The sequence below is a fragment of the Campylobacter sp. RM6914 genome, assembly GCF_004803835.1.
Taxonomy (GTDB): domain Bacteria; phylum Campylobacterota; class Campylobacteria; order Campylobacterales; family Campylobacteraceae; genus Campylobacter_A; species Campylobacter_A californiensis.
In genome coordinates this window covers 403,031-421,432 of record NZ_CP012545.1, presented here as the reverse complement: position 1 = coordinate 421,432, position 18,402 = coordinate 403,031, and the positions used below count along the sequence as shown (strand labels likewise).

General features: G+C 37.0%; 17 protein-coding genes. 7 read left to right on the top strand and 10 right to left on the bottom strand.

Features of this window, described 5'->3' with window-relative positions; translation table 11 throughout:
• Positions 1 to 47 precede the first annotated feature (47 nt).
• From CCAL_RS02195 to CCAL_RS02180, 4 genes are read left to right on the top strand one after another with little or no spacing between them, the layout of a single operon-like run.
• A complete protein-coding gene (locus CCAL_RS02195) occupies positions 48 to 512 on the top strand; it encodes a hypothetical protein (protein ID WP_170016211.1) in 465 nt (154 codons plus the stop codon).
• Entirely contained in the window at positions 502 to 2,319 is a 1,818-nt protein-coding gene (gene uvrC / locus CCAL_RS02190) for an excinuclease ABC subunit UvrC (protein WP_170016209.1), read from the top strand. Before CCAL_RS02195 ends, uvrC begins: the two co-directional genes overlap by 11 nt.
• A 9-nt stretch (positions 2,320 to 2,328) precedes the next feature.
• A complete protein-coding gene (locus CCAL_RS02185) occupies positions 2,329 to 3,072 on the top strand; it encodes a hypothetical protein (protein WP_170016207.1) in 744 nt (247 codons plus the stop codon).
• A 1-nt stretch (position 3,073) separates the two neighbouring features.
• A complete protein-coding gene (locus CCAL_RS02180; protein ID WP_170016205.1) occupies positions 3,074 to 5,968 on the top strand; it encodes an ATP-binding response regulator in 2,895 nt (964 codons plus the stop codon).
• A gap of 50 nt (positions 5,969 to 6,018) precedes the next feature.
• Here CCAL_RS02180 and dnaJ read toward each other — a convergent pair whose 3' ends face one another.
• Positions 6,019 to 7,134: a molecular chaperone DnaJ gene (gene dnaJ, locus CCAL_RS02175; protein ID WP_170016203.1), complete on the bottom strand. Its 1,116-nt coding sequence runs from the start codon at positions 7,132 to 7,134 to the stop codon at positions 6,019 to 6,021.
• A 118-nt stretch (positions 7,135 to 7,252) separates the two neighbouring features.
• Between dnaJ and CCAL_RS02170 the strand changes: the two genes are divergently transcribed.
• The 3 genes from CCAL_RS02170 to recR are packed head-to-tail and all read left to right on the top strand — an operon-like array spanning position 7,253 to position 9,746.
• Positions 7,253 to 7,924, top strand: a complete 672-nt coding sequence (locus CCAL_RS02170; protein ID WP_169936119.1) for a response regulator transcription factor — start codon at positions 7,253 to 7,255, stop codon at positions 7,922 to 7,924.
• The gene (locus CCAL_RS02165) at positions 7,921 to 9,168 is read left to right on the top strand and encodes an ArsS family sensor histidine kinase (RefSeq protein ID WP_169972099.1); all 1,248 of its coding nucleotides are present in this window, start codon (positions 7,921 to 7,923) and stop codon (positions 9,166 to 9,168) included. Before CCAL_RS02170 ends, CCAL_RS02165 begins: the two co-directional genes overlap by 4 nt.
• A gap of 5 nt (positions 9,169 to 9,173) precedes the next feature.
• On the top strand, positions 9,174 to 9,746 hold the full coding sequence (gene recR / locus CCAL_RS02160) for a recombination mediator RecR (RefSeq protein WP_169936115.1): 573 nt from the start codon (positions 9,174 to 9,176) through the stop codon (positions 9,744 to 9,746).
• Positions 9,747 to 9,813: 67 nt separating this feature from the next.
• Here the strand turns inward: recR and pyk are convergent, their stop codons facing one another.
• The 9 genes from pyk to CCAL_RS02115 are packed head-to-tail and all read right to left on the bottom strand — an operon-like array spanning position 9,814 to position 18,396.
• On the bottom strand, positions 9,814 to 11,262 hold the full coding sequence (pyk, locus tag CCAL_RS02155) for a pyruvate kinase (protein ID WP_169936113.1): 1,449 nt from the start codon (positions 11,260 to 11,262) through the stop codon (positions 9,814 to 9,816).
• A 49-nt stretch (positions 11,263 to 11,311) separates the two neighbouring features.
• Positions 11,312 to 12,100 carry a shikimate dehydrogenase gene (locus tag CCAL_RS02150; protein WP_170016201.1) on the bottom strand — a complete coding sequence of 263 codons (789 nt, stop codon included), beginning with the start codon at positions 12,098 to 12,100 and terminating at the stop codon, positions 11,312 to 11,314.
• Complete coding sequence (locus CCAL_RS02145) at positions 12,100 to 12,912, bottom strand: SPOR domain-containing protein (RefSeq protein ID WP_170016199.1); 813 nt, start codon at positions 12,910 to 12,912, stop codon at positions 12,100 to 12,102. The genes CCAL_RS02150 and CCAL_RS02145 overlap by 1 nt, the downstream gene beginning before the upstream one ends.
• Positions 12,913 to 12,921: 9 nt before the next feature.
• Positions 12,922 to 13,464, bottom strand: coding sequence for a DUF1882 domain-containing protein (locus tag CCAL_RS02140; RefSeq protein WP_170016197.1), 543 nt, complete (start codon positions 13,462 to 13,464; stop codon positions 12,922 to 12,924).
• The gene (locus tag CCAL_RS02135) at positions 13,464 to 14,708 is read right to left on the bottom strand and encodes a serine hydroxymethyltransferase (RefSeq protein ID WP_169999839.1); all 1,245 of its coding nucleotides are present in this window, start codon (positions 14,706 to 14,708) and stop codon (positions 13,464 to 13,466) included. The genes CCAL_RS02140 and CCAL_RS02135 overlap by 1 nt, the downstream gene beginning before the upstream one ends.
• On the bottom strand, positions 14,705 to 16,216 hold the full coding sequence (gene lysS, locus CCAL_RS02130; RefSeq protein WP_236860498.1) for a lysine--tRNA ligase: 1,512 nt from the start codon (positions 16,214 to 16,216) through the stop codon (positions 14,705 to 14,707). The genes CCAL_RS02135 and lysS overlap by 4 nt, the downstream gene beginning before the upstream one ends.
• A gap of 24 nt (positions 16,217 to 16,240) precedes the next feature.
• Positions 16,241 to 16,708 (bottom strand): Fur family transcriptional regulator, encoded by a 468-nt coding sequence (locus tag CCAL_RS02125; RefSeq protein WP_169936102.1) that lies wholly within the window; start codon positions 16,706 to 16,708, stop codon positions 16,241 to 16,243.
• Between the two features lies 1 nt (position 16,709).
• Positions 16,710 to 17,321 carry a CvpA family protein gene (locus CCAL_RS02120; protein ID WP_170016193.1) on the bottom strand — a complete coding sequence of 204 codons (612 nt, stop codon included), beginning with the start codon at positions 17,319 to 17,321 and terminating at the stop codon, positions 16,710 to 16,712.
• Position 17,322: 1 nt separating this feature from the next.
• A complete protein-coding gene (locus CCAL_RS02115) occupies positions 17,323 to 18,396 on the bottom strand; it encodes a type IV pilus twitching motility protein PilT (protein WP_169936098.1) in 1,074 nt (357 codons plus the stop codon).
• Positions 18,397 to 18,402 lie beyond the last annotated feature (6 nt).

The following is an 18,402-nucleotide window of genomic DNA, read 5'->3' as shown; positions in this document are numbered from 1 at the left end:
CCGCACCCCATTAGGAAACTTAAAATAAAAAATGATAAAATGGTCTTATGAAAGATGCTAAAAATTTGATTGAACATATCTATAAAAATCCTCTATATAAAAATTTACACAAAGCCAATGACTGCAGAGAGCTAGTCTTGCTTATGAGTAAAACGCATCAAAGTTTAATAGCCTTTTGCTACCTAAAACACACCACACTTTACTTTGCTCTTAAACATCCTCTAGCCCTGCAAGAACTTAGGCGAGATAGTAGTATAAATATGATAAAAGGCTTATTAAAAGCGCATTCAAGCATCAAAAAAGAGAGCAACTTAGGCTCAGTAGAGGATATAAAATTTTTTGTTACAAAAAGTCTTATATTTTTGCAGCCAACACAAAACGAGTTAAAAATTTTATGCCCAAAAAGCAAAGGAAAATTTGCAAATTTAGCCAAAGATGAAAAAATACACGCCAAATTTGAAGAGATAAGAGCTATTTTGCAAGCTAGAAACGATAAATTTAATGCTAATTGACGAGATAAAAACTCTACCAAACGAACCTGGCGTCTATCAGTATTTTGATAGTGCAAACCGCCTTTTATACGTAGGCAAGGCTAAAATTTTGAAAAATCGTGTCAGAAGCTACTTTAGCTTTTATAACGGACTTTTGCCAAGCCCAAAAGTAAGCCCACGCATACATAAGATGTTAAGCGAAACCGTCCACCTTGAATACATCGTAACGTCAAGCGAAGCTGACGCATTAATCCTTGAAAACTCCTTTATCAAGCAACTTAAGCCAAAATATAACATCTTGTTAAGAGACGACAAGACTTACCCTTATATATTTATAAATTTAAATGATGATTTTCCTAGGTTTGAGATAACACGAAAGATAGTAAAAGGTTCAAATATACGCTATTTTGGACCATATTTCAGTGGAGCTAGAGAACTACTTGACGCTATTTACTTAAATTTTGCTCTTGTGCAAAAAAAGTCATGCCTTAAAAGCAAAAAGGCGTGTTTGTTTTATCAACTGGGTCGCTGTAAAGCACCTTGCGAGGCTAAAATTTCAGCAAGCGACTATGCTTTAATCGTAAAGGAAGCCATGCATGCTTTGCAAAATCCAAATTTGCTCATTGAGCGCCTATCAAAAGTCATGTTAAGCTATGCGCAAACCCAAAACTACGAACAAGCCGCAGCTGTTAGAGATCAGATAGAGACGCTAAAAAACATGCAGATAAAAGTCGAAGTCGATCTTGCCAAGCTTGAAGACTTTGAAGCTTACGCAGTAGTTGCTTCGCACTCTTTGCTTTGTGCGATTAGATTTAGTGTTCAAAACGGTAAGATAAACGGAGTAAAAACATCTATCGCAAATGCAAAAGATAGCGATGAAAGCACGATAAACGAAGCTTATAAACACATTATCCTTGAAAGCTTCGCGCCTGATCAGCCATTTATAAGCACTAAAATTTATACCCTTGATGAATTTGAAGATGCAGCGCTGGTTGAGAAAATTTTAAACGAGAGGCACTCTACTAGGAAATTTAGCATACAAACGCCAAAAATCGGCGAAAAACGTAAAATTTGCGAGATCGCCGCCAAAAATGCCCACATAAGCATAGAAAAATATCTTAAAACAACACAAAGCGAGCTACTTGAAGAGATCGCAAACTACTTTGAACTTAGCACGACACCTTATGTTATCGAAGCTTTTGATAACTCACATTTATTTGGAGAGGCAACAGTTGGTGCTATGGTGCGTTATGAAAACGGTGAATGGACAAAACAAAACTACCGCCACATGCATTTAAGTGCTAAAAACGACTACGACCAGATGAAAGAGAGCCTAAGTGCTCGAGCGCTTAGATTTGACAAACTTTCCCCGCCCGATCTTTGGGTGCTTGACGGCGGAGAGGCTATACTTAATCTAGCTTGCGAAATTTTAGCAAGTAGTGGGACAAATATCGACGTTATCGCCATTTCAAAAGAAAAAGTAGACGCAAAAGCATACCGCGCAAAAGGCTCGGCAAAAGATAAAATTTATACATTAAAAGGCAAATTTAGCCTTGGCACAGATGATAAAAAACTACAATTTTTCCAAAAGCTACGCGATGAAAGCCACCGTTTTGTTATAAATTTCCACCGTAAAACAAAACAAAAACAAGACATGCAAAACTCAAAACTCGCACAAGCCGGGATTTCGGCGGGACAGATTGTGAAGTTATTAAATTTTTATGGAAGTTTCGATAAAATCTATACGGCAAATTTGGACGAAATAGCAAACGTTACAAATAAAAGCGTTGCGCGAAAGATCGACAGCCTTAGGCAATCCGAAACATAAAGGAAGCTTGTGATACTCTATGATAGTTCTTATAAAATTTTCGGCATGGGCGATAAAAGCCTTAGAATTTTACATTACGACAGTTTTGATGACTTTATGGCTAGAAACAACGATCTTGACGATATTTGTGAAAACTATAAAAAAGAAGACAACTTAAGCTTTGTTCAAGATATCTTAAAGTCCCCAAAAAGCACAAAAGCAATTACTTTACGCACCAAAGACAATAAAAAAATAGAAGCAACCGCCAAGGTTTTACAGCTAAGCCTTGCTAGCGGCGAGAGTATGTATGAGGTTGTTTTACTCTTAGACGAGGACTTACTTCCAGTTGCTAATATAACATACGACGACGAACTTCCTGCACTTAGACTTCCTGTTTTTAGGTACCTAAGCATGAACGAACAAAGTAAAATTTCAAACACCATGTTTGATGATACTTGGTTTGAAAGAACGAGCAAATTTCTAAACATCAGCCATGAAGAATTCGCCTCATACCTAAATGTCTTGGTAAAAGGGGTAAATAAAAACAGCATAGCTTTGCATAACGCCTTGATGTCGCACGACACGACGCATGTAGCAAAGATAATCTCCATACTAAAAGAACCTGCCGTAAATTTACACATAACGCCTCTTGTTAAAATTTATGAGTCGGCTCAAAACGACAATGCAATAGACCTCGGTGCGTTTATACTAAATATCCGCAACAGCCTAAAAAGCCTAAATAGACTAATAAGAAAATACGGTAGAAAAGTATAATATGAAATTTTTTAAAGACTACACACTTTTGATCTCGATTATAGTGGCGATAATGTTTAGCGCCTACACAAGTTACGAATACATGCAAAAAGCCACCATCTCAAACGAGCTAATCTCAAACATCAAAAAGCAAACCCTGCTTAAACAGATGACTCAAACCCTCATACAAGAACGTAGAAGTGCATTAAATTTTATAAATAATCCAACCCCTAAAAACGAAGAAGACTTTAATAACCTACACGCAAAAAGTAAAAAAATCACCGATGAAATTTCAAAACTTTTTGAAGACATGCCAGAATACAAAGCCGATCTCATACAAAATATAAAATTTCTAAGAGAAAACATACAAGATGCTAAGCAAAAGTATTCGACTGCGTTTTTATACTTTTTTCAACGCATAAATAGCTCAATGATAGAGAGTTACTTAACAGCTCAAAATTCAGACATCAACTTGGACTTAAAAATTTATATCACGATCTTAAATAAAATTTACTCAAATTTAGGGCTCATAAACGAATCCCGCAGTTATATTTCCGAAGCACTGTCAAACCACCAAATCGTAACGCAAGAAAATATCATGAGATGGCTAAATGATGAAATTTTAGAGCAATCCCAAATCAACCTCTTGCCACAAAACGAAGTAAAAGCCCAGATAGAAAAGCTTATAAACAGTAAGCAAACCATAGATATGCTAAGTGAATTTTCAGATCTATATCTTAACATCGTATCATCTAAAGCGCATGAAATTTCATCTGATGATATAAAAAAGATAGATCAATTCGAATACTATAAATTTAGTATCTTGCTTGAGTTTTCAGATCTTGTCGAAAACAAGCTGATACGTGATGCAAGTATATTTTACTCCCAGGCGCACTCTAAATTTATAGCATTTTTAGCACTTACCGGCTTTTTGGTGTATTCGGTGATTGTGCTGTTTGCTAGGTTAAGACTACTTAATGAACTAAACGAGGATCTATCTTACATAAAAGAATATATGATAAAGAAAGATATCACCCCAGAAGCCGTGCTAAAAGAGCTAGTAGCAACCCATAGAAACCTGTCTGATAAGTATAACCGTAACAAGATGTTTAATGGGATAAAAAATATATATCTAAACAAACTTATAAAAACACATAAAAACAAACATAAACAAAATGCCCAAAGTATAGCATTTTTAAAGAGGTCGTTCCTGTCTGCAGATAAAACAAAAGCCATAAATACCCTTGATGAAAACACAACTTTGACATATGCAAATTTTGAAAATATCAAAAATATCCTTGATATAGAGTCAAGTGATTTTGTCCTTAACAACGAGGAATTTGATCCGCAAATTTTATTTAAAAATATCCTTGAGAGCAAGATGGGTGATGTTAGAGATAAAAAGATAAATTTTATAACTTTTATCGATCCGAAACTTGACAAATACCTAGTCGGAGATGATAATAAGATCAAAATTATCACTTCAAACATCATCTCAAGTGCCATATCACAATGTAACCAATACGCAAATATCACAGTCGAAATAAAAACCCTCCCTCAAGAGCTAGGAAGCGAGTTTGTAAATTTAAGCGTAAGTGTGCAAAATGACGCCAACACCTTAACCCAGTCACAGATACACACTCTTTTAAACTCAGATGCAAATTTGCAAAACTACCAAGAGGATACGGAGTTTTGGATAGCAGTTGCAAATATGTATCTTGAGCTTATGAATAGTAAAATTTTTATAAATGCCGCCAATGCCACCGGTGGCATAGGTAACGAATTTAGATATACGATAAAGCTTAGAACCACCGACAAACCTGACATCCCTAAGTATAATAAAAATTTACAAGTGTGTTTTGTAAATGACATAAATGCAAAATACAATAGCTTTTTTACCCAGATTTTAAAAGATTTTGGCATAGACTTTCAAACGGTGTCAAATTTATCAAGGATAAACGACCCTAAAAAATACAACATGATCCTCATGCGCGAAGACAAAGAGATACAAACAAATATCAAAAATTTAGCAATGGTAAAAGACCCGCTTACTCCAATCGGCATTTTAAGCAAATTAAAGCATGATTATTTGGCGCATTACGCGCAAGATTTTAGCCTAAATAGACCTCAAGTGCTTATATATGACAACAACTCTATCGTCTTAAATATGTGTGCTACGGCATTTGAGGCTTACGGTGTTGATATAGTGTTAAAAAACAACTACGAAGCCATGCTTGAAATGACTAAAAATATCTACTTTGACATCATTTTTATAACAGCGCAACTTCACGGCGATATAACCGCCACAATGAAAGAGTATGATAGATTTAAAGCACTAACTCTAAACGCCAAAACTCCGGTTATCGGCATGCTTTCAAACACGAGTTCCGCATCAGAAAAAGACATCGAAAGTCTATTTGACGCTCACATCAAAAAGCCGTTTAATACAGAAACCTTAAAGATGCTTTTATACAAATTTATACCGAATTTTAAAAATTTCGTAAAAAAAGAGAACGATCTTGCAAAAAATAGGGAAATTTTACTTTGTAAAAAGTCGCCTATCGAAAATAAAATTTTTGTAAGTGCACTTGAAGAATTTAACGACAAGCTAACTGTTGCAAGTAGCTTTGACGAGGTAGTGCAACATCTAAGAGATAAGATATATGGTCTTGTTTTGGTTGATGAAGAGATAGAGGGATTTAACATAGAAACATTATCAAATTTTATGGAAACGGCTATTGAAGAGCATAAAATAGACGCAAAGCTATTTGTATTTAGCAACAAAAAGATACAAGAGCAAAAAAGCAAATCATACATAAAAGAGTTCTCGCCACACATCGGCAAAATTCAGCTTGCAAACGCTATCAGGCAAGAGTTAGGACATGGGCCAAGAGGAGCCGTGGACACTCACCTATAAAACACTACTTGCTTGTTAATAAAAACAAGCAAGTAAATTCTTAGCCTGGTTTAAGACTTTTTAAACCAACTTTTTATCTTATCAAAGACGCTGTCGTTGTCGTGTATCGCGGTGCCACTTTTTATATCAAAGCTTTCTTGGAGTTTCGTAAGCAGTTCTGTTTGCTCATCGGTTAATTTTTGTGGATTTTGTATCGAAATTTGAACTATCAAGCGACCGATACGCTTTGAATTTACATTTTTTACACCCTCGTTTTCAAATATAAACTGCTGTTTGTCTTTTGCTCCGACAGGTAGTTTTAGCTCTGTTTTGCCACGAAGTGTAGGTATCGTTATACTTTCTCCGAGTATCGCTTGGGTAAAAAACACAGGAAAATCAACATAAATATCATCATTATGTCTAATAAAATAATCATCCTCGGCCACATTTATATTTACATAAAGATCTCCACTCTCGCCTCTTGAACTTATGTTTCCTTTACCGGAAACCCTCATTCTCATGCCGCTATCAACACCCTCCGGAATGCTTATCTTGATAGTTTTTGACTCTTCTTTAAAGCCGTTTCCATTGCAACTAGGGCATTTTTCGCTGATAGTTTGACCGCTACCATGGCAGTAAGGACACTCTTGAACAAGACTCATAAAGCCTCTGTTTTGAGAAATTCTTCCCGTTCCTCTACAATACTGGCATGTATGGGTTTTGCCATCTTTGCTTCCGGTTGATTTACACTCGTCACAAGGGACTTTAATCTTGTAACTTATCTCTTTTTCGCAACCAAAAACAGCCTCATGAAATTTTATATCTATAGGTACTTCAAGATCAACCGAGTATTTATCGGTATTTCTACGACGTGTCCTTGAAGAACCAAAGTCGCCAAAAAACGAGCTAAAGATATCTGATATATCAAAGTCGGCACCAAAACCTCCTCCAAAACCACCCGATCCATTTAAGCCATCTTTGCCGTATCTATCGTAAATTTCACGCTTTTTTTCATCGCTTAAGACTTGATAGGCCTCATTAACTAACTTAAATTTATCTTCAGCTTCTTTATCTCCGGCATTTCTGTCCGGGTGGTATTTTAAAGCAAGTTTTCTGTAAGCTTTTTTTATCTCATCCGCATTTGCGCTCTGAGAAATTTCTAATATTTCATAATAACTAACTTCCACAACATTTCCTAAATTTATTATTAAAATCCGTTATTCTATCTAATATTTTATAAAATTTAGAAATAAATTTATCTTTTTTGCGTATAATCATACAAATTTTTAACATAAGGATACAATAATGGTTAATGTTTTAATGATTGAAGACGATCCGGAATTTGCACAAATTCTCTCTGAGTATCTTGATAATTTTAATATAAAAGTAACAAATTTCGAAGATCCGTATTTAGGTCTTAGCGCCGGCATCAAAAATTTCGACCTACTTATACTTGACCTTACTTTGCCTGGCATAGACGGACTTGAAGTATGTAAAGAGATCAGACAAAAATATGACATACCTATCATCATAAGCTCTGCTCGCTCCGACATAAGCGATAAGGTTGTAGGACTTCAAATAGGTGCTGACGACTATCTACCAAAGCCATACGATCCAAAAGAGATGTATGCTCGCATAACAAGTCTTATCCGTAGATACAAAAAAACAAACGAGGTTCAAGAAGAAGTTATAGACAGTGCATTTAGAGTAGATGAAAAACGTCATGAAATTTACTTTAACAACGAAGCTTTAACACTCACTCCTGCTGAGTATGAGATACTAAATTATCTTATCAAACAACACAGCTTTTCAGTATCTCGCGAGCAACTTGTCTATAACTGCAAGAGTCTAAAAGATAAGGACTCAAAAAGCTTAGACGTTATTATAGGTCGTCTTAGAACAAAAATAGGTGATAGCTCAAAATCACCTAAACATATATTTTCAGTTCGCGGCATAGGATATAAACTCATCGGATGAAATACTCTATCACCACGAAAATTACGATAATATTTGCCATCGCGTTTTCGCTGATGTGTTTGCTGTTTTTAACTTTTGCAAACATTCAGCGAGACAACGCCGTGGACAAACTTCGAAGCAAACAAGTAAGTGCCATAAGTTATCTTTTAACGCTTTACGAAAGAGCTAATCCACCAAAAGATCTGGAGCACTACTTTAAAAATTTCGGGCTTGAATACGTCGGTAATAAAAATTTAGCAAACGCAGTTGTGGATAACGGAGAGCATATCTTTGCAAGACATACCCCGCTAGGACTTGTGCAATCCATACTTTATAAAAACGACCTTTATTTGCTTATTAAAAACCCATCCTTTCAGCTACTACTTGAAAGCAATGACGTAAGGCATGTAAATGACCCGCTTTGGATGGGATTTTTTGTTATTTCCGCATTGCTTATATCACTTTATGTGTCGGTACTAAAAAGTCTTTTACCGCTTAAAAAGTTAAGTAAAGACATAAGAAGATTTGCCGCTGGAAACATGGACACGGTTATCTGCCCTCTACCTAACGCAAAAGCCCAAGATGAAATATCGCAAGTCGCGCTTGAATTTGATAACGCAGTTTGCAAGATAAGAGAGCTCATACGCTCAAGACAGTTGTTTTTGCGAGCTATAATGCACGAGTTAAAAACACCCATAGGCAAGGGTCGCATAGTCTCTGAAATGGTGTCAAACGATACGCAAAAATCACGCCTCATAAATGTCTTTGAGCGCCTTGAAATGCTAATTAATGAATTTAGCAAAGTCGAGCAACTTCTATCAAAAAGCTACGCACTAAACTATCAAGAGTGTCATTTTTCACTGATACTCGAACAAGTCGAAGACATGCTTATGCTTGATAAATTTCACGAAAAAGTAACTTGCGAGATAAAAGAGGATATGCTTTTAAGAGTTGATTTCCAGCTGTTTTCTCTTGCGATCAAAAATTTAATAGACAATGCCCTAAAATACGCCAACGACAAAAAGGCTATCGTGATATGCGAAAGCAACAGAATAACTGTTAAAAATTTAGGCAACCCTCTAGCTCATCCGATAGAACACTACATGCAAGCCTTCGTAAGAGGCGATAAAAACACCAGTGCAGGCATGGGTCTTGGACTTTACATCATAGAGCAAATTTGTCAAATGCAAAAATTTGAATTAAACTATGCATACGAAGATGGCTATCACTGCTTTAAAATTTCTCCATCTACCACTAAAAAATAATCACAATGAAAAAAGACTTAGAGAAATTTAACGAATTAGTAGAGGCGTTTAACAAACTGCCTGGCATAGGCAAGAAGTCAGCTACTAGATTTGCTTATTTTGTAAGCTTGCAAGATACATTTGGCGGACTAAAGCTGGCCCAATGCATAGAAGATGCGGTTAGATTTATCAAGCGTTGCGAAAGATGTGGAGGACTTAGCGAGAATGAAATTTGCGATATCTGTGCCGATACGACAAGAGATAGTAGTCTATTAACTATAGTTGAAAGCCCAAAAGACATTTTAACCTTTGAACAAAACGGCATATACGATGGATTTTACTTCGTAATGGAAGAAGTAAATGAAGAGGTTATAAACAAGCTAAAAAAAACAATAACCATAAACCAAACAACCGAAGTCATCTTTGCCTTTACTCCTGGACTAAATTCCGATGCGCTTATGATCTATATAGAAGACAAGATAAAAAACCCAGACATCAAATTTAGCAAACTAGCCCAAGGTGTTCCTACCGGAGTAAGCCTTGAAAATGTCGATATGTTATCACTTTTAAAAGCATTTGAAAGCAGAACAAAAACTTGATATTTTATTTATTTTAGGATAGATTAAAAACCCTTCAAGCTGGCAAAACAGCTTGAAGGTTGTAAATTTATATCTTTTGAGATAGATAATAATCAATCTGGTCGCGTCTTAGAATTCTTAAAAAGTTTGTGCTTCCCTCAACTCCAGTCGGATGTCCCGCAGTTACCAAATACCCCTTTTCATGATCCACAAAACCACCTTCTACTGCTTTTTGTATAGTGTCAGCCAAAAGATCACCAAGTTTATTTTTAGCAACAACAAGCGCAGGAGTTATACCCCAAGATAAGGTTAGCGAATGCGCCGTAGCTTCATCGTGGGCTACTGCATAGATGTCGATATTTGGGCGATTTCTAGCAAGTTTTATGGCTGATTTACCAGACGATGTTATAGATATTATACCATCTAGCTTTAACCTAACGGCAAGAGCGGCTGCACTTGAAGAGACTACATCAGTTTCATCCATAAACTCAAATTCATCAAATTTATTATACGGATATATACTCTGTGTTTGCACGATTGTATTGCTCATCGCCTCAACGACGGCAACAGGATTTTTGCCTATCGCACTCTCCTCGCTTAACATAACAGCGTCCGTTCCGTCCAAAACGGCATTTGCAACGTCACTTATCTCTGCACGCGTAGCGGTTTCATGTTCTGCCATACTTAACATCATTTGTGTTGCAGTGATGACAGGCTTGCTAGCTGCATTTGCTTTTTTGATTATAAGTTTTTGTATAGTAGGCACACGGTAGTATGGGACTTCTATACCAAGATCGCCTCTTGCCACCATGATACCGTCACTTTCTTTGATGATCTCGTCTATATTTTCAACAGCGTCAAATTTCTCTATCTTAGAAAGTACACTCGCTTTTGAGCCAAATCCTCTTAAAATTTCTTTTGCTTTTCGCACATCATCTGCATTTTGAACAAAACTAATCGCAACAAAACTCACCCCACACTTAGCACCAAATTCCATATCACTTCGATCTTTTGGAGTTATAACCTCTATACCTATTTTGGTATTTGGGAAATTTACGCCCTTGTTTGAGCTTAAAGTGCCGTCGTTTTCTATCCTAGTTTGGACAACTTTTGCACTTGCTTCAACAACCTTTGCACGGATGTTGCCATCATAAAGATAGACGTATTCGTCAGGTTTTAACATTGCCAAAATTTGAGGTTGATTTAGGCAAGTTTTATAGTGATTTTCATCAACTTTAACACCCAAAATTTCATCAGCATATATATCAAGCCTATCGCCAGTTTTTAGCTCAAATGGCACCTCAAGCTTGCCAATACGGACTTTTGGACCGCAGATATCTTGTAAAATTCCTATACGAATATTAAGCTTTTTCTCTACTTCACGAATTTTGTCGATGTTTGATTTATGGTATTCGTGTGTTCCGTGGCTAAAATTTAAGCGAAAGACATTTACGCCTGCTTTCACCATCTCTTCCATCACGGATATGTCGTCGCTTGCAGGCCCTAAGGTGGCTACGATTTTTGTCTTTTTTATCATTTTTATACCTTTTTTGATTTTGATGATTATATCACATTAAGAGGTTAGTTTAAAGACGAAAAACCTCACGCATTGATTTTTCTATCTTTGTCTCGTCCAAACTTGAGTCATAAAATAAATTCAACGCAAAAACAGCTTGAAAAAGCAACATATCCGCACCATTTTTACATGTAAGGTTATGCTGTTGAGCTAAATTTAAAAACGGGGTTGCTCTATTATATATCACGTCAAATGCAAAATTTGAACCTTTTATCACAGGAAGTAAAATTTCAACCGGAGCACATAAAATATCGTCTTTTAAACCTGCAGAAGTTGAATTTACAACAAGGTCATAACCTTTTGGTCTAAATTCGTCCCAGCTAAAGCAGTTAAAATTTTGACTTAAATTTTGAATACGCTCTTTGCTTCGGTTTAAAATTTCAACCTCAACTCCGTTGTTTTGTAAAACATACGCAAGCGCCTTTGCTGTGCCACCGGCTCCTATTATAAGAGCTGTTTTAATATCGCCAAACGGCGCAATAGCTCGCATAAAGCCCAAAGTATCGGTGTTATAGGCATAAATTTTATCATTTTTTAAAACCAATGTATTTGCCGAGCCTGCACAAGTGGCAGTCGGCGAAGCAACATCGGCTAAATTTAAAGCATGCTCTTTATGAGGAACCGTGACATTTGCCCCATCAAGCTTTAAGGAGCGAAATTTAGACATTAACTCGCTTCCATCTTTTAGTAAAACACGAGTATAAAGCGCATCAAGACCCAAATCCCTCAAGGCTTTATTGTGAAGCCTTGGAGAGATAGAGTGAGCGACAGGATCTCCGAAAAGTGCGAAGGTTTGCATTACTTTGCCTTATATACAAATGCGTCTTTGTTTACATCTTTCCTAATATCAGCAAGTGCGTTTTTAAGCTCGTTTGCCCCAAAAGGACCGACGATAACTTTAGTTAACTCTCCAACTTTTACAGTTTGGTATTTATAGCCTTTGGCTTGCAATTTTTTAAGATAGTCCGCATTTGGATTATACTTAAGTCCTGCAAAAACTTGCACATAAGAGCCTCCTGTGCTAGCCTGAGTAGTAGGCTTAGTTGGTTGAGTTTTAGCAACCGGGGTTTGAGTCGGTTTTGCAGCTTGAGGTTGTTTTACCTCTTGTTTTTTATCAGCCGCTTTTGTCTCGTTTTGAGTTTTTGTGCTAGTTGTTGATTGAGCCTTTGGTTGCTCTTTGGCAACTACGACTTCAGACTTAAGCTCCTCTTTTTTAGCTTCATTTGCTGCGGCTATTTTATTGCTCTCTTTTTCCTTTAGCCTTTTTACCATATCTTCAAATTCGTCATTACTCTTGCTTTCAGGAACAATAGGTACTTGCTCAAACAACTGATCGTCTTTTTTGTCATTTATAGGAAGAGATGGCTGCTGAGCTACGATATTGTTATCTTTGGGCGTTTGAGTTGGTACAGGTGGCAAAACAAGCCTTGAATCTATATCATTTTGAGCTTGAGGAACATCACTGGAATTTAGCATTTTTATCGCCATAACGATAATTAAAAATAAAATCACAAGAGCCGCAACAAAGACTAAAAGTCGCTTTATCTTTGCACTTTTTATCTCATCGTCGTTATCCAAAAGTATATCTTTTAGCTCATTATCTGTTTGCATATCTTTTCCTTACATGTGTTTCGACCAGCTCGCCCCTCGCTCTTTTTGATAAAGCTCATAAGGCAAAGCCAATATATTAAATTCTCTTGGCATATCGGTATTAGGAAACATTCTCCACTCTTTAGCAAGACGCTGAGACAGCTTCATGCTTATCATATTAGCTAGCTGGCAAGCCTCGTGAAATGTCGTATGACCTTTGTGAACATATAGATGTAAATGTCCCTCGGTCTTGCTTTTATATGCGGTAAAATTTATAAAACCTTCCTCTCGCAAAAGCAACTGTGCACGATGCCAAAAACGTTCAGGCGTTCTACCGTTATAGTCAAAAACGATATTCTCAACTTTGTCGTTTGCGTTTATCAAAGGGTGAGCGGCAATAATCCTTCCTGCGTCATGATCTTGTATGACTTTATAGTTTAAAAGCTCATTAACACGCTCAAATTTATCAAAAAACAACCTGCCTTTATGTTCTATTTTATTAACTATAACGTCGCGTTTTATAAAATAATGCGATGTTATCATCTTGATAAGTGCAGTATCGATACTTTGCATTAAAACATCGCCCTGTCGTATATTATAAATTTATGCGCTAGTTCTTTTAGTTCGGCCTTTGTTTTTTCCTGGATAGATGTGTTATTTATGTCGCTAAGCACATCTGCGATTTTATTTGCTATTAGCTCAAATTCGGCCTCTTTCATACCGCGTGCAGTAAGAGCAGGTGAGCCTACGCGAATACCGCTTGTTACAAACGGACTTCTTATCTCGCCAGGAACCGTATTTTTATTGACAGTTATGCCTGCATTTCCTAGTGCGATATCAGCATCTTTACCGCTAAATTCTCTATTTAAAAAGCTCATCAAGATAAGATGGTTGTCAGTACCACCGCTTACTAGGTCAAAACCACGTCCCATTAACACTTCTCCAAGCTTTTTAGCATTTGCTTTAACTTGTTTTGCATAAACTTTCCATTCAGGTGATAGGTTATGCTTAAAGCCTACTGCTTTGCCTGCTATGACATGTACAAGTGGTCCGCCTTGAATTCCAGGGAAGATTGAAGAGTTGATTTTCTTTGCATACTCTTCATTATTTGTCATAATGATACCGCCTCTTGGTCCGCGAAGAGTTTTATGAGTAGTTGAGCTTACGACATCGCAGTGCGGAAATGGATGCATATGCTCGCCCGCTACAACAAGACCTGCGATATGGGCTATATCGGCAAAAAGTATAGCTCCAACCTCATCGGCTATCTCTCTAAATTTTTTAAAGTCGATCTCTCTTGTGTAAGCGCTTGCGCCGCAAACTATCATCTTTGGTTTTACGATCCTAGCGATATCTAAAACACGCTCGTAATTGATACGTCCGTCAAGCTCTACACCGTAAAAAAAGCTCTCATACATCTTGCCTGAGCTACTTACTTTAGCGCCGTGAGTTAGGTGCCCGCCATGACTTAAGTCCATACCTAAAATTTTATCGCCAGGGTTTAAAAGTGCGCCGTATACACCTTGGTTGGCTTGAGAGCCTGAGTTTGGTTGAACATTTGCAAATTCACATCCAAAAAGCTCTTTACATCTGTCAATTGCAATCTGTTCTATTTGATCAACAAATTCACATCCGCCATAGTAACGCTTGCCAGGATAGCCTTCTGCGTATTTGTTTGTTAGGATCGAGCCCATTACTTCCATTACTTCAGGATATGTGAAATTTTCACTAGCGATCATCTCAAGGTGATCACACTGTCTTTTTAACTCAAGTTGCACTAGATCAAATATTGACTTATCGTAATTTTCTAAACTCATTTGCTCTCCTTTGTTTGGTTTTCATTTTTTAACGGTCTCATAGCGGGGAATAACACAACATCACGAATCGACTTTTTATCGGTAAGTAGCATAACAAGACGGTCGATACCTATGCCCTCGCCAGCTGTTGGAGGCATAGCATATCCAAGAGCACGGACATAGTCCTCGTCCATCTCATGCGCCTCGTCATCTCCTGCGTTTTTAGCTTCTATTTGACCGGAAAAGCGGTTGTATTGATCTATTGGATCGTTTAATTCATTAAAGCCGTTTGCAAGCTCGCGACCTGCAATAAACAACTCAAATCTCTCTGCCACATTAGGGTTTTTATCACTTCTTCTTGATAGCGGAGATATGGAGATCGGAAAGTCAATTATAAATGTAGGATTTATAAGCTTTTCTTCGACATAGTTATCAAAAAGTTCCGCTTGAAGATGCCCTAGATCAAGCTTGTCGTTTGCCTCAAATTCATCTTTTTTAAGCTTGGCTAAAATTTGCTCTTTATCTTCTATGATACTAGGATCGATGCCGCCTATCTCAACAAGTGCTTTTTTATAATTTATCCTAGCAAATGGCTTTGAAAAGTCGATCTTCATACCGTCAAATTCTATGACCTTTTCCATCTCAAGTTTATCGAGAAGGACGTTAAAAAGCTCTTCTGTTATGCCCATCAAATCATGATAAGTATGATACGCCCAGTAAAATTCTATGCTTGTAAACTCGGGATTGTGCGTTAAGTCCATGCCCTCGTTACGGAAATTTCTATTCATCTCATAAACAGCCTCAAAGCCACCCACGATCAAGCGTTTTAGATATAGCTCCGGTGCTATCCTTAGATAACGATCAACACCTAGTGCATTATGAAAAGTAACAAAAGGCTTAGCATTTGCACCACCCGCGATCGGGTGCATCATCGGGGTTTCAACCTCTAAGAAATTTTTATCTTCAAAAAATCTTCTAATCGTAGAAACAATGATCGAGCGCTTTTTAAAGTCATTTCTAACTTCAGGGTTCATTATCATATCAAGATAGCGCTGACGATATCTTGTCTCTATGTCAACCAAGCCGTGGTATTTTTCAGGTAGTGGGGATATCGCTTTTGAAGCAAGTGTTAGCTCGCTAACATGCATAGAAAATTCGCCCGTTTTAGTAACAAAAGCATATCCGCGAACAAAGATGATATCACCTACTTCGATATTTTTCTTAACAACCTTAAACCACTCTGCGTCAAGTGTTTTGTTACTAAAATAAATTTGTAAATTTCCGTCTTCATCTTCGATATTTGCAAATATCGCCTTACCTGCGTCGCGTATCAGCTTAATGCGACCCGCAAGACTTACGAATTGCCCCTCGGCTTTTTCATCTTCCGTATCTTTTATATGATTAAATTTAAGTCTAAATTTAGAAATATCCATATCACGTCTTAAGAAATGAGGGTATGGATTAACTCCCATTTCACGCAGATCATCCGCTCTTTGTAGCCTTTGTTGTTCTAATTGATTATCAAATATCACCTTATCTTTTACCTCTCTTAATTATTTTCCCTTTATATTGTCTTTATTGCATTTTTCACAAATTCCGTAAAGTTGCATCATATGTCCGGTTAGTTTAAAACCGTGTTCTTTTGCGATACCGATTTGACGTTTTTCTATAGTTGCATCTTCAAATTCTATTATCAAACCGCATCTTCTGCATATCATGTGATCATGGTGAGGCTTTGTAGCAAGCTCAAATTTTTTACCTTGTGCACCAAAACTAATAGAAGTTACCATCTCGGACTCTTCAAGTAAATTTAAGGTCCTATATACTGTTGCGATACCAACATTTAACTCAGGATAGTTCTCTTTGATAAAGAGATAGAGTCTTTCCGGAGTGAAGTGTTCGTCGTTATTATAAAGTGTTTTTAGTAAAACTTCACGTTGTTTTGTATACTTAAGTCCGTTATCTCTAAGAACTTTTTTAAATCTATCAAGCAGTGCATCATACTCTAAATTCTCTATCATATCACTCTCCTTTTGTTGCATTTACTTCAATTTCATTACTTGCGTTTTCATCAGTTGTGATAAAAATATCCGTTTTATTAGGCTCGACTCTTTTTATACCAAGGTCATCCATCTCGTTTTTGATATTTTTTATATCGACATTGATTATCCAATTACCCGCACTCATTAAGATAGGATAAACTTTACTATTTTGAAAATACGGCGCAACTTTGCTATTTAAATTTGTTCCGGCTAAAACCGCACAAACGGCAGCTAAAACAAGAAAAATTTTACCGCTTCCTGCTACAAACCCGCCAAATCTATCTAAAAATCCAAGTCCACTAAGTGCAACAAGTTTTGACATAAATTTGCCGATTAATATACATAAAAACCAAAACACTATCCAAAGTGCGATAAAGCCGACAAACTGAAGCATAGAAGCGTTATTAAATTTATATATATTTTCATTTATAAATTTCTCAGCTACTTCAGAAAACCTAGTCGCTACAACCAAGCCACCTACAAGCCCTATGAGTCCAAAGACCTCTTTTATAAGTCCGTTTAAAATTCCTTTTATGCCAAGCATTAAAATCGCTGCAACGATTATGATGTCAAACCACGCCACAAAATCCATATTAAATTGCTCCTATAGAGTTTAAAAGTTCTTGTTGGTTTGTAGCAAAACGCATGGCAGTATCTTTTGTGATCTGTCCTGCTTTTATGGCTTTTACCAACGCTTGAGTTTGAGTACTCATCCCGCTTTGCTGTTGATTTAACTGCATTTGCGAATAAATTTGATGAATTCTATTTTCGCGTATCAAGTTTGCAATAGCCGGGTTGTTAATTAAAATTTCATGCACGGCGTATCTTCCGCCGCCAGCTTTTGGAAGTAAACTTTGAGAAATGATGGCAGTTAGTGAAGAGCTAAGCATATTTCTTACTTGAAGTTGCTCTCCACCGTCAAAGCTATCTACTATCCTGTTTATAGTTTGTATAGACGAGTTTGTATGAAGTGTGCCAAAGACCAAGTGTCCTGTCTCTGCCGCTGTTATCGCGGTAGATATCGTCTCGCTATCTCTCATCTCTCCTACAAGGATCACATCCGGATCTTCTCTTAATGAGTATTTTAACGCTTTTGCATATGAGCGAGTATCTGTGCCTACGTTTCTATGAGAAAAAAGTGATTTGTTGTTAGGATGGACAAATTCCACAGGATCTTCAACTGTGATGATATGTTTTCTGAAATTTAAATTTATCTCATTTAGCATAGCTGCAAGAGTTGTTGACTTGCCGCTTCCTGTTGGTCCGGTAACCAGGATAAGACCTTTTTCACGTTTTATAAGCTCTTTAAATATCAGCGGGCTTCTAAGGTCATCAAGCGACGGGATATTGATCGGTATGACACGAAAGGCGGCCGCTAAATCGCCGTTTGTAGTATAATAGTAGTTTCCTCTAAATCTGCCGATATTTGGCAAGTCAACGGCAAAGTCAAGCTCTTTGTTGTTTTCTAGTTCACTTTTTTGAGCGTCAGTTATAAGCGTATAGCAGATATCTTCTATATCTTTGCCGCTTAAAACTCCAAGCTCAAGCGGTCTTAAAGCTCCGTCTATACGAATTTGCGGCTCAGCCCTTGATACTAGGTGCAAGTCGCTTGCTTTATTAAAAACAACCGTCTTTAATAAAGCCTCTATGTCCGTTTTTATCTGCATCTTAAC